Annotated in this window: 9 protein-coding genes; 3 read left to right on the top strand and 6 right to left on the bottom strand. The window is 70.9% G+C overall.

Annotated elements, in window-relative coordinates; genetic code table 11:
- The first annotated feature begins 32 nt into the window (after positions 1-32).
- The gene (locus ACP4E5_RS39280) at positions 33-1355 is read left to right on the top strand and encodes a hypothetical protein (protein ID WP_425837798.1); all 1323 of its coding nucleotides are present in this window, start codon (positions 33-35) and stop codon (positions 1353-1355) included.
- A gap of 113 nt (positions 1356-1468) precedes the next feature.
- Here the strand turns inward: ACP4E5_RS39280 and ACP4E5_RS39275 are convergent, their stop codons facing one another.
- The 5 genes from ACP4E5_RS39275 to ACP4E5_RS39255 all read right to left on the bottom strand — a co-directional run bounded on the left by ACP4E5_RS39275 (position 1469) and on the right by ACP4E5_RS39255 (position 8611).
- Entirely contained in the window at positions 1469-3430 is a 1962-nt protein-coding gene (locus ACP4E5_RS39275; protein WP_425837795.1) for a M13 family metallopeptidase, read from the bottom strand.
- Positions 3431-3573: 143 nt separating this feature from the next.
- A complete protein-coding gene (locus ACP4E5_RS39270; protein WP_425837792.1) occupies positions 3574-5793 on the bottom strand; it encodes an NADP-dependent isocitrate dehydrogenase in 2220 nt (739 codons plus the stop codon).
- A 175-nt stretch (positions 5794-5968) separates the two neighbouring features.
- A complete protein-coding gene (locus ACP4E5_RS39265; RefSeq protein ID WP_425837789.1) occupies positions 5969-6667 on the bottom strand; it encodes a hypothetical protein in 699 nt (232 codons plus the stop codon).
- Between the two features lie 142 nt (positions 6668-6809).
- Positions 6810-7847, bottom strand: coding sequence for a PHP domain-containing protein (locus tag ACP4E5_RS39260; protein WP_425837787.1), 1038 nt, complete (start codon positions 7845-7847; stop codon positions 6810-6812).
- 176 nt (positions 7848-8023) lie between these two features.
- Positions 8024-8611 carry a DoxX family protein gene (locus tag ACP4E5_RS39255; protein ID WP_425837784.1) on the bottom strand — a complete coding sequence of 196 codons (588 nt, stop codon included), beginning with the start codon at positions 8609-8611 and terminating at the stop codon, positions 8024-8026.
- A 155-nt stretch (positions 8612-8766) separates the two neighbouring features.
- On the opposite strand from ACP4E5_RS39255, the gene ACP4E5_RS39250 reads away from it, so the two are divergent.
- The gene (locus tag ACP4E5_RS39250; protein ID WP_425841987.1) at positions 8767-9462 is read left to right on the top strand and encodes a DUF4097 family beta strand repeat-containing protein; all 696 of its coding nucleotides are present in this window, start codon (positions 8767-8769) and stop codon (positions 9460-9462) included.
- A gap of 17 nt (positions 9463-9479) precedes the next feature.
- Here ACP4E5_RS39250 and ACP4E5_RS39245 read toward each other — a convergent pair whose 3' ends face one another.
- Positions 9480-9779, bottom strand: coding sequence for a hypothetical protein (locus ACP4E5_RS39245; RefSeq protein WP_425837782.1), 300 nt, complete (start codon positions 9777-9779; stop codon positions 9480-9482).
- A gap of 219 nt (positions 9780-9998) precedes the next feature.
- On the opposite strand from ACP4E5_RS39245, the gene ACP4E5_RS39240 reads away from it, so the two are divergent.
- Positions 9999-11369: an MFS transporter gene (locus ACP4E5_RS39240; RefSeq protein WP_425837779.1), complete on the top strand. Its 1371-nt coding sequence runs from the start codon at positions 9999-10001 to the stop codon at positions 11367-11369.
- Positions 11370-11442: the final 73 nt, after the last annotated feature.

Genomic DNA, 11442 nt, shown 5'->3' with positions numbered 1-11442 from the left:
CCGCACACGCCCGATCACTCAGGAGTGCCTACGTGTCCGTAGCCATCGACTCGTCCGACGCCGCCGTCCCGTCCGGCGACGCCGCCCCCGCGGAGCCCGTGCCCGCGCCGGCCGCCGCCCCGGACGCCGGCGCCGCCGCACCCGCGAACGAGGAGACGGCCGAGCCCGGGGACACCGCGAACATGTGGACCCCGCCGACCACCGACACCCCGGCCGCAGCCCCGGACACCGGCAGCGCTTCCGACAGCGCGTCCGACGGCTTCTGGACGCCGCCCACGGAGGTCCCCTTCGCGGAGAGCTCCGAGGCCGACGCCGAAGCGGAGGCCGACGACGACCCCGCCACCGGCGACGTACCGGAGGCCATCACCCGCGACGCCCACGATTTCGGCGTCTACGCCCGCACCGGAGGCTGGGCCTTCGCCCTGAAGGTGGCCCGCAGCGTGCGGCCCGGCGGGCAGCCCGCCGGGGAGTCCACCAAGGTCTCCGCCCGGAAGTTCGCCGAGCTCGCCGGCTGCTCCCCCGACCGCGTCATGCGCTTCTACAAGGCGTGGGACAGCGCGGCGGACGACGGTCTGGTCCCCCAGTTCGAGTCCCTGACGCCCGGCACCGATGTCGAACTCCCGGACGCCGACGTCTGGTTGTCGTACTACGTGTCCCGCAACAGCGCGACCTCGGTGCGCGGCCAGGCGATCACCGCGGCCGCCGAGTCCGAGGGCATCCGCCCGACGAAGGCCCTGGAGGTCGCGGAGAACCCGACCGCGCTGCGGGCCGCGATCCTCGCCGACCCCGGCACCGCAGAGGCCGCCCGCAAGGCGCTCATGGACCGCCTCGACGAGGACCCGGTGCTCCGCACGGGCATGGCCCGCGACATCGTGCGCACGGACGACCTGAAGAAGGCCGTCGCCGAGGAGACCAAGACCGGCGGCCAGCTCGAGTACGTGCGCAGGATCGCGGAAGGGGGCCAGGTCAAGACCCCCGCGGGCCAGAAGATCGAGGCCTCCCCCGCGCTCCGCGAGGAGGCCGAGCGGCACCTGTCCCTCATCGACGAGCTGGACGAGGACGAGGAGGCGGGCGAGTGGGCCCGCGAGGCGTACGACACGGTGCGCACGCTCGTCGCCGAGACCGTCGAGAAGGACCCCGAGCTGCGGGTGCAGGAGCGGCGCGCGAAGTTCTACAGCAGCCTTCAGAAGGCCACGAAGGCGTTCGAGGAGCTGACCTTCGACGACGTCGACGCCCAGGAGATCGACGACATCGTCGAGGACGACATGCTCCAACGCCTGGAGGAACTCCAGGCAGCAATCACGACGTGCATCACGGCACTCCAGTCGGTGAGGTCAAGCCCCTGCGGCGATTGAGCAGCGGGGTCCGATTTCAAGCCCCTGCGGCGATTGAGCAGCGGGGTCCGGGGCAGAGCCCCGAGACGTAGGCCCGGACGACATCAACCGTCCGGGCCTACGTAGAGGTCACATCACCAGATGCGAACCCGATCCCCCGGCTCGACCCACAACCCGTCCCCCACCTTCGTGGCGAACGCCTCATGGAACTCGTCCAGGTTCCGCACAATGTTCGCCCGGAACTCCGGCGGCGAGTGCGGGTCGATGGTGAGGTACTGCTGCTCCTGCTCCTTGCGCCGCTTCGTGCGCCAGCAGTACGCCCAGTTCATGAACAGCCGCTGCGTACCGGTGAGTTCACCGTCGCTCGGCACCGGCTCGTCGCCGAGCGCGATCTTGTACGCGGTGTGCCCAATGGTGAGCCCACCCAGATCGCCGATGTTCTCGCCCACGGTCAGCGACCCGTTGACGAACTCGCCCGGCAGGTTCCGCGGCGAGAACCCGTCGTACTGCTTGATGAGCGCCTTCGACTTGCTCTCGAAGGCCGCCTTGTCGGCGGTGGTCCACCAGTCGTTCAGGTTGCCCGCGCCGTCGTACTGCGCGCCCTGGTCGTCGAAGCCGTGGCCGATCTCGTGGCCGATGACGGCGCCGATGCCGCCGTAGTTCTCGGCGGCGTCGGCGTCCGGCGAGAAGAACGGCTTCTGGAGGATGCCGGCCGGGAAGCAGATCTCGTTCGTGCCCGGGTTGTAGTAGGCGTTCACGGTCTGCGGCAGCATGAACCACTCGTCGCGGTCGACCGGCGCGCCGATCTTCGCCATCTGCCGGTCGTGCTCGAAGGCGTCGGCGGCGTACGCGTTGGCGAGCAGGTCGTCGGGGACGACCGCGAGGCCCGAGTAGTCACGGAACTCGTCCGGGTAGCCGATCTTCGGCCGGAACGTGGCGAGCTTCTCGTACGCCCGCTCCTTCGTTTCGTCCGTCATCCAGTCGAGCCGGGAGATGGACTGGCGGTACGCCTCGAGGAGGTTGGCGACCAGCTCGTCCATGAGCGCCTTGGAGCGCGGCGGGAAGTGCCGAGCCACGTACTCCTTGCCGACGGCCTCGCCGATGGCGCCCTCGACGAAGGCGACGCCGCGCTTCCAGCGGGCGCGCAGCTCCGGCGTCCCGTTCAGCGTGCGGCCGTAGAACTCGAAGTTGACGCGCACGAACGGCGACGACAGGTACGGCGCGGCGGAGCGCAGCACGCGCGCGAGCAGCCAGTCGCGCCACTGCTCGATGGGAACTTCGGTGAGAACCGCGGACAGGTGCGTCAAATACGAAGGCTGGCGCACGCACGACTCGGCGAGCGTCTCGTCCTTGCCGCCGAGCCCGGTGACGTAGCCCCGCCAGTCGAACGCCGGGGCGAGCGCGGTGAGTTCGTCGAAGGTGGTGAGGTTGTACGTCTTCTGCACGTCGCGCGTCTCGGCGCGCTCCCAGTGGCCCTCGGCGAGCCGCGTCTCCAGGGCGAGGACGGTGCGTGCGGCGGCGGCCGGGTCGGCGTGCTCGCCGAGCGTGAACAGCTCGGTCAGGTACGCCTCGTACTTCTCGCGGATCTCGGCGAACTTCTCTTCGCGGTAGTACGACTCGTCGGGCAGGCCGAGGCCGCCCTGGAGGATGTTGAAGAGGTAGCGGTCGGAGTTCCGGTCGTCGCTGTCGATGTAGGCGCCGAACAGGCCGGAGCCGCCCTTGCGCTCGAAGCGGCCGAGGAATCCGGCGAGCTGCCGTACGTCGCTCAGCGCGGCGGCCTCGTCGATCAGCGGGCGGACCGGGTCAAGACCGCGGGCCTCGACGGCGTCCTCGTCCATGAACGACGCGTACAGGTCGGCGATCTTGCGCGCGTCGTCCGCGTCCAGGCTCGTGGGTCCGCCGGCCGCGATCTCCTGAATGATCTCCTTGACCCGCTGCTCGGCCACGTCCACGAGCTCCACGAAGGGGCCCCAGCTGGAGCGGTCGTCGGGGATGGGCTCGGTCGCCAGCCACTGGCCGTTGACATGCCCGAAGAGATCGTCCTGCGGTCGGATCGCCGGGTCCATGCCCGGGCGTGCGTCATCCAGAGTGCTCATCGCTGCACCCTACCCAGGTCAGGGCGTAGGAAGAGCGTCAAATACCCCGCTTCCGCGCAGCGTGAACGGAGCCGCCCGCGCCACTGCCCCGGCCGGCACGGGGCCGACCGGGGCAGTGTTCGCGCTGTGCTGACCGACTCGGGTCAGGCGATCGAGGCCAGCGCCTCGTTCAGCGTCTTCGACGGGCGCATGACCTTGTCGGCCTTGGCCGGGTCGGGCTTGAAGTAGCCGCCGATGTCGGCCGGGGAGCCCTGGACGGCGAGCAGCTCGTCGACGATCTTCTGCTCGTTCGCGGCGAGCTTCTCCGCGAGCGGGGCGAAGGCCTTGGCGAGCTCCGTGTCCTCGGTCTGCTTGGCCAGCTCCTGGGCCCAGTACAGGGCGACGTAGAAGTGGCTGCCGCGGTTGTCGATGCCGCCGAGGCGACGGGTCGGCGACTTGTCCTCGTTGAGGAAGGTGCCGGTGGCGCGGTCCAGGGTCTCGCCGAGGACCTTCGCCGAGGCGTTGTCCGTGGTGGTGGCGAGGTGCTCGAAGGAGACGGCCAGGGCGAGGAACTCGCCGAGGGAGTCCCAGCGCAGGTAGTTCTCCTTGACGAGCTGCTGGACGTGCTTCGGGGCGGAGCCGCCGGCGCCCGTCTCGAAGAGGCCGCCGCCGTTCATCAGCGGGACGACCGACAGCATCTTGGCGCTGGTGCCCAGCTCCAGGATCGGGAAGAGGTCGGTCAGGTAGTCGCGCAGCACGTTGCCGGTGACCGAGATGGTGTTGAGGCCCTGGCGGATGCGCTCGACGGACAGCTTGGTGGCGTCCTCCGGGGACATGACGCGGATGTCCAGGCCCTCGGTGTCGAACTCCGGCAGGTACTGCTCGACCTTCTTGATCAGCTGGGCGTCGTGGGCGCGGCCCTCGTCCAGCCAGAACACGGCCGGGTCGCCGGTGGCGCGGGCGCGCGTGACGGCGAGCTTGACCCAGTCCTTGATCGGGGCGTCCTTGGTCTGGCAGGCGCGGAAGATGTCGCCCTCGGAGACCTGCTGCTCCAGGACGACGTCGCCGGCCTGGTTGACCAGGCGGACGGTGCCGGTCGTCGGGATCTCGAAGGTCTTGTCGTGGGAGCCGTACTCCTCGGCCTTCTGCGCCATGAGGCCGACGTTCGGGACGGTGCCCATGGTCGACGGGTCGAAGGCGCCGTTGGCGCGGCAGTCGTCGATGACGGCCTGGTAGACACCGGCGTACGAGGAGTCCGGGATCACCGCGAGGGTGTCCTGCTCCTGGTCGTCCTTGTTCCACATGTGGCCGGACGTGCGGATCATCGCCGGCATGGAGGCGTCGATGATGACGTCGGACGGCACGTGCAGGTTGGTGATCCCGCGGTGCGAGTCGACCATGGCGAGGTCGGGACCGGCGGCGAGCTCGGCGTCGAAGGACGCCTTGATCTCGGCGCCGTTCGCGAGGGTCTCGAGGCCCTTGTAGATGCCGCCGAGGCCGTCGTTCGGGGTAAGGCCCGCGGCGGCCAGGTCGGCGCCGTAGCGGGCGAAGGTCTCCGGGAAGAAGGCGCGCACGACGTGGCCGAAGATGATCGGGTCGGAGACCTTCATCATGGTGGCCTTCAGGTGCGCGGAGAACAGCACACCCTCTTCCTTGGCGCGGGCGATCTGCGCGGTAAGGAACTCGCGCAGCGGCGCGACGTGCAGCACGGAGGCGTCGACGATCTCACCGGCGAGGACCGGTACGGACTCGCGCAGCACGGTGGTCGTGCCGTTGTCGGCGACGAGCTCGATCTTCAGCTTGTCGGCGGCCGGGATGACGGCGGACTTCTCGGTCGAGCGGAAGTCGTTCTCTCCCATGGTCGCCACGTTCGTCTTGGACTCGGCGGACCAGGCGCCCATGCGGTGCGGGTGGGCCTTGGCGTAGTTCTTCACCGAGGCGGGCGCGCGGCGGTCGGAGTTGCCCTCGCGCAGGACCGGGTTCACGGCGGAACCCTTGACCTTGTCGTAGCGGCGGCCGACCTCGCGCTCCTCGTCGGTCTTCGGCTCGTCCGGGTAGGCCGGGAGCGCGTAGCCCTGCTCCTGAAGCTCGGCGACGGCGGCCTTGAGCTGCGAGACCGAGGCCGAGATGTTCGGCAGCTTGATGATGTTGGCCTGCGGCGTCTTGGCCAGGTCGCCGAGCTCCGCGAGGGCGTCCGGGACGCGCTGCTCCTCGGTGAGGTACTCCGGGAACTGGGCGAGGATGCGCCCGGCCAGGGAGATGTCACGGGTCTCCACGCCGACACCGGCGGTGGACGCGTAGGCCTCGATGACCGGCAGGAAGGAGTACGTCGCGAGGGCCGGGGCCTCGTCTGTGTGCGTGTAAATAATGGTCGAGTCAGTCACCGGGTGCTCCGCTTCCACGTCTTCCACGTCGTCGTCTGCATCTTGCTCAGATTGCTCGACATCAAGATATCTCCTACCGGGCCCGGATTCGAAAGGGGTCCGGTCGCCAAGATCTTTCCGGCCCCGCGGGCGGGCCTGTCCCGCCCTGTGTCCGTCCCGGTGGGTCACGCAGGGTTCACGCCATGAGGTGGACCGTGAGCCACTCCGCGTCCCGGGGCAGGTAGCCGTGCCGCTCCCGCAGCCCGGCCACGATCGCCGGGACGTGCCCGGCTCCGTAGACGATGGCCACCCGCAGCGGTTCGGTGTGGTGCTCGGCGTGGATCCCGTCGAGCGCGTCGAGCAGCCGCTGGTCGCGGTGGTCGGACATGGCGTGCCCGATCGGATGGTCCGCGAGCATCTCCGCCCGCGCCGTCATCGGCAGGTCGTCGAGCTCCATGTCCTCGTCGAGGAAGGCGCGCGGCCCGCGCAGCGCGAAGACCAGGCCCATGACGGGTGCCCCGAGCAGCATCATCAGATACATCCACCGCGGCAGCGTCTTCAGGTCCGCGACCGCCTCCGCCGCGGTCACGTCCGGGCACACGACGGGCACGGACTCGGGGAGCAGGTCGGCGCGCTGCTCCTGCAAGCCGTTGCGGCTGCGGCGCGGGGCGAACCGGTAGGCGAGCGTGAGGGCGCTCACCGCGGCCGACTTCCCGCGGATGCCCTCCACGACGATGAGGTCGCACTTCCGCAGCCGGAGCCGGACCTGGTCGTAGAACGTCGGCGAGGCGACGTGCAGCATCGGGAAGACGACGAACTCCATCGGCGTCCCGCGCCGCCGCAACGTCACCACGGCCGAACGCACGGCGTACCCGGTCACCTCAATGATCTGCATGCCGCCCCCGCCCCCGTGCCTCCCGGCATCTTCGGACACGCGGCCGACCGGGCATCCGGTTCCGGCAGATCAAGCCCCTGCGGCGATTGAGCAGCGGGGCCCGGGGCAGAGCCCCGATCTTTTGACCCCGGGCGACGTGACCTCAATCGCCGGAGAGACCCGACTGACCACCGGTCCAGGCCAGCAACTCCCCCACCGACCACGTGGTCACCACCCGCCCGGCCGGCACCCCGCACTCCTCCGCCCTGGCGCAGCCGAAAAGCTGCCAGTCCAGCTGACCGGGCGCGTGCGCGTCGGTATCGATGGCGAACAGGGTGCCGGCCGCCACGGCCTTACGCAGCAGACGGCGAGGCGGATCGAGCCGCTCCGGACGACTGTTGATCTCCACGGCGGTACCGCCGGAGGCACACGCCGCGAACACCTCGTCGGCGTCGAACTGCGACTCGGGCCGCCCCTTGCCGGTGACCAGGCGGCCGGTGCAGTGGCCGAGGATGTCGGCGTGCGGATTGCCGACGGCGGCGACCAGGCGGCGCGTCATCGCGGCGGCGTCCATCCGCAGCTTGGAGTGGACCGAGACGACCACCACGTCCAGGCGTTCGAGCAGCTCGGGTTCCTGGTCGAGCGAGCCGTCGTCAAGGATGTCGCACTCGATGCCGGTCAGCAGGCGGAACGGGGCCCAGCCGGCGTTGAGTTCGGCCACCACGTCCAGTTGCTCGCGCAGCCGCTCCGGAGACAGGCCACGGGCCACGGTCAGGCGCGGCGAGTGGTCCGTGAGCACCGCCCACTCGTGCCCGATGTCCCGGGCGGCGCGGCCCATCTCCTCGATCGGGCTGCCGCCGTCCGACCAGTCGGAGTGCAGGTGGCAGTCGCCGCGCAGCAGGGACCGCAGCTCGACGCCCGCGTCGCCCTCCAGCGGCACGGTGCGGGCGAGTTCGTCCTCCAGGTGCGTGAGGTAGTCGGGGACCTGCCCGGCGCTCGCCTCCCGGATCACGGCGGCGGTCTTCGGCCCGATGCCCTTGAGCGACTCCAGGGAACCGTCGGCAACGCGCCGCGCGACCTCGGCGTCGCCCAGGTCGGTGATCACACCCGCGGCGGTGCGGAACGCGCGCACCCGGTAGGTGGGCGCGCCGTCCCGCTCCAGCAGGAACGCGATCCGCTCCAGCGCCCGCACGGGCTCCATGGCCACCTCCGGTCACGCACGTACGCGTCTGTCTCCACGCGTATGTCTCTACGCGTACGTCCCCTACGCGCATGTCTCCAGCGTGCCGTACGCCCTGGTGACCGGCATCCGTGGCTGCCACGCGGGAGGCGGCGGGGGCCCCACGCGCCTTCGCGGGGCCCTCGCGGGTCCGAACCTCAGAGGCGCTTGTCGATGGCCTGCTGGGCCTGCACCGGCAGCGCCCGCACGTGGTCGGCGGCGCCGCGCACAGTGCCGGCCGCATCGCGGGTAGCGCCCCGCAGCGTGTGAGCCGCGTCGCGACGTGCCCGGCGTGCCGACGAGCGTCCGGACGCGGCGGCGCCACGGACCCGGTAGGCGGCCGACGGCTTGCCGTGAGTGTCGGCCGCCGTGATGAGCAGGCCGCCCATCAGGGACAGGTTCTTCAGGAACTGGGTGCGCTGCTGGGCGCGTTGATCGGGGTCCTCCTCCTTCCACCAGGCGTGGCCGGCCAGCGTCGTCGGCACGAGCGTCCCGGCGAGGGCCAACGCGGCCAGCCGCGGGGCGACCCCGGTGGCGAGCAGCAGCCCGGCCCCGATGTGGACCGCGCCGTTGATCCGGACCAGTTGCTCGGGGTCCTCCGGCAGCCGGGGCACGCGGGAGGCCACGGGTACTGCCACCGGTTCCGCGGCGGGCGCCACGCGCTCGGGGGCACGGACGGTGGACAGCCCGCCGGCCACGAACACGGAGGCGAGCATCGGACGTGCGCATTTCCTCAGTACAGCCATGCCTCGCCGCGTTCCCCGACTGCGCGCACTCACTCCGGGATCGGCGTGATGTGTCTGGACGACGCCGGACGGGGCAATCGGCTCTCATGGAGGCATCGAGGGGAGCGGGCGTGCGCTATCGGGCGGGGTGTCGAGCGCTGGGGCTGGGCTTGAGGGTGGCGCTGGCCGTGGGCCTGGCGGCCTCGGTGGCGGCCTGTGACAGCGGCGGAAAGCCCTCCGCCGACGGGCAGTTGGCGAGTGAGCGGGGCGCCCGGCTACTGGTCACCACGGACAACGGGCTGCGGCTGCGACCCACCGACGGCGACCGCGTCACCGTCGACCGGCGGGTCGGCCACCACTGGTCCCATCACGACCGCACGCGGGTGCTCGACCTGTCGTGCAAGCGCCGCTGCCCACGGATGCCGGAGGTCGACGTGCCGTCCGGCACCGCCGTCACCGTCGTCGCCCGCAACGCCGGCGTCGACGCGGCGGGCGTGTCCGGCGCCCTCGACCTCTCGACGGTCAACGGCGATGTGACGGTGGCCAATTCGGGCGATGCCGAGACGAAACTCCGCCTCGCCACCCGCAACGGTTCGATGCGCGCGACCGGCCTGCGAGCAGCCGCCCTGGACGCCACGACGGTCAACGGCGACGTCACCCTGAGCTGCGCCACCGCACCCCGCCGGGTCGCCGCGACGACCACCAACGGTTCCGTGGACACCGTGCTCCCGCACGGCTCCCCGGCCTATCGGACCACCGCCACCACGGACAACGGGCGCCCCACGGTGGCCGTGGCCACCCACGGGGCGCCCGAGGACCGCACGCTGCGTCTGACGTCCGTCAACGGCGACGTACGCGTACGCACGGGCTGACCCCGCCCTACGACGCCCTACGAGTGCCGTCCCGCGCGGCGCCCCGCGGCGTACGACGCGGCGCCGACGGCGGTGACCCCGGCCCCGACCCCCATCGCCAGCATCTTCCGGTGGGCCAGGGCGCTCCAGGCCGTCCGCGCCACGGTGGTGACCTGCCCGGTCGCCGCCACGGCCGCCTCGCCGGCCTTTTCCTGGGTCTTCTTCGCGACGTCACTCACGGAAGCGGTCGCCTTGTCGGCGCTGTCACGCGCCAGGGAAGCGGTCTTCCGCTCCGTCGCCTCGATCTGCGGATCCATTGCCTTGTCCTGTTCACTCATGTGTCCCGGTTAGCCCTCGACGCTCCTCACAAACCCGCTCGAGGCGGTCGCGGGGCGCCTACCCCCGCGAGGCCGCGTGTGTGCCCTTCACGGTCCGCCCACTCTCCTCGCTCGAAGTGTGGTGCCCCACCACATACGCCGCCGGTCTCCGGGTTCCTACCGTGTGCCGACGACGGACACCCGTCGACGTCCCCTTCGGAGCCCCTGGAAGTGGTGCAGATGGCCGCCGCAACACCCGCACCCCCGTCCCCCGCACACCTGCGCCGCGTCGTCGCCGCGAGTCTGGTCGGCACCACCGTCGAGTGGTACGACTTCTTCCTCTACGGCTCGGCCGCCGCGCTCGTCTTCAACAAGCTGTTCTTCCCGGGGTCCGACCCGCTCGTCGGAACCCTGCTCTCCTTCCTCACCTACGCCGTTGGCTTCGCAGCCCGTCCGCTCGGCGCCCTGGTCTTCGGCCACTTCGGGGACCGCCTCGGCCGCAAGAAGCTCCTCGTGGTCAGCCTGCTCATGATGGGCGGTGCGACCTTCGCGATCGGCCTCCTGCCGACGCACGCCACCATCGGCTCGGCCGCGCCCGTCCTCCTCACGATGCTCCGCCTCGTCCAAGGCTTCGCACTCGGTGGCGAGTGGGGCGGCGCCGTACTCCTCGTCTCCGAACACGGCGATGCCCGCCGGCGAGGCTTCTGGGCTTCCTGGCCGCAGACCGGCGCGCCCGCCGGACAGCTCCTGGCCACTGCCGTGCTGGCCATCCTCACGGGCGCCCTTTCCGAGTCCGCCTTCGAGAGCTGGGGTTGGCGCGTCCCGTTCCTCCTTTCCGGGGTGCTCGTCATGCTCGGCTTGTGGATCCGGCTCCAGGTCGACGAGTCCCCGGTGTTCAAGGCCGCCCTCGCCCACGCCGAAGAGCGTCGCGCTGACGGCTCCGCCGCCGAGAAGCCCCCACTGATCACCGTCTTTCGCCACCACTGGCGCGAGATCCTCACCGCCATGGGCTGCCGCATGGGCGAGAACGTCTCGTACTACGTGATCACCGCCTTCATCCTGGTCTACGTCGTCGACGCGGTCGACATGTCCAAACAGGCGGCGCTCGATGCCGTGTTGATCGGCTCCGCCGTGCACTTCGTGACGATCCCGCTCTGGGGCGCTCTCTCCGACCGGCTCGGACGACGGCCGGTGTACATCGCGGGCGCCGTTGGCATCGCCGTATGGATGTTCCCGTTCTTCTCCCTCATCGATACCGGCTCCTTCATGAACGTGCTGATCGCCGTCACGGTCGGTCTGGTCCTGCACGGCGCCATGTACGCGCCCCAAGCCGCCTACTTCGCCGAGCTGTTCGCGACCCGGGTGCGCTACTCCGGTGCCTCGATCGGCGCCCAGTTCGCCTCGGTCGCGGCCGGCGCGCCGGCCCCGCTCATCGCGACAGCACTGCTCGCCGCCTACGGCAGCGGCACTCCGATCGCCCTCTACGTGATCGGTGCCGCGCTCATCACGCTCATCGCCTTGGCCGCCGCCCGCGAGACCAGGAACGTGGATCTGGCGGCCGACGACGCCGTGCCCGCCGCGTCTCCCCGGACTGTGGCCGAGTCCAAGTAGCACGACCTCACCCACGGCGATCAGCGTCAGGAGCGCGACGTGGCCCACGGCCCGCCGACCCCGTCCGCCCGCG

It is taken from the genome of Streptomyces fractus, assembly GCF_049844455.1.
GTDB lineage: Bacteria > Actinomycetota > Actinomycetes > Streptomycetales > Streptomycetaceae > Streptomyces > Streptomyces fractus.
This window is presented reverse-complemented; position numbering and strand designations above follow the sequence as displayed.

Coding starts and splice junctions, on each gene's coding strand:
- ACP4E5_RS39260 (WP_425837787.1), bottom strand. CDS start 7,847: ATGGAGCCCGTGCGGGCGCTGGAGCGGATCGCGTTCCTGCTGGAGCGG.
- ACP4E5_RS39275 (WP_425837795.1), bottom strand. CDS start 3,430: ATGAGCACTCTGGATGACGCACGCCCGGGCATGGACCCGGCGATCCGA.
- ACP4E5_RS39265 (WP_425837789.1), bottom strand. CDS start 6,667: ATGCAGATCATTGAGGTGACCGGGTACGCCGTGCGTTCGGCCGTGGTG.
- ACP4E5_RS39240 (WP_425837779.1), top strand. CDS start 9,999: ATGGCCGCCGCAACACCCGCACCCCCGTCCCCCGCACACCTGCGCCGC.
- ACP4E5_RS39245 (WP_425837782.1), bottom strand. CDS start 9,779: ATGAGTGAACAGGACAAGGCAATGGATCCGCAGATCGAGGCGACGGAG.
- ACP4E5_RS39255 (WP_425837784.1), bottom strand. CDS start 8,611: ATGGCTGTACTGAGGAAATGCGCACGTCCGATGCTCGCCTCCGTGTTC.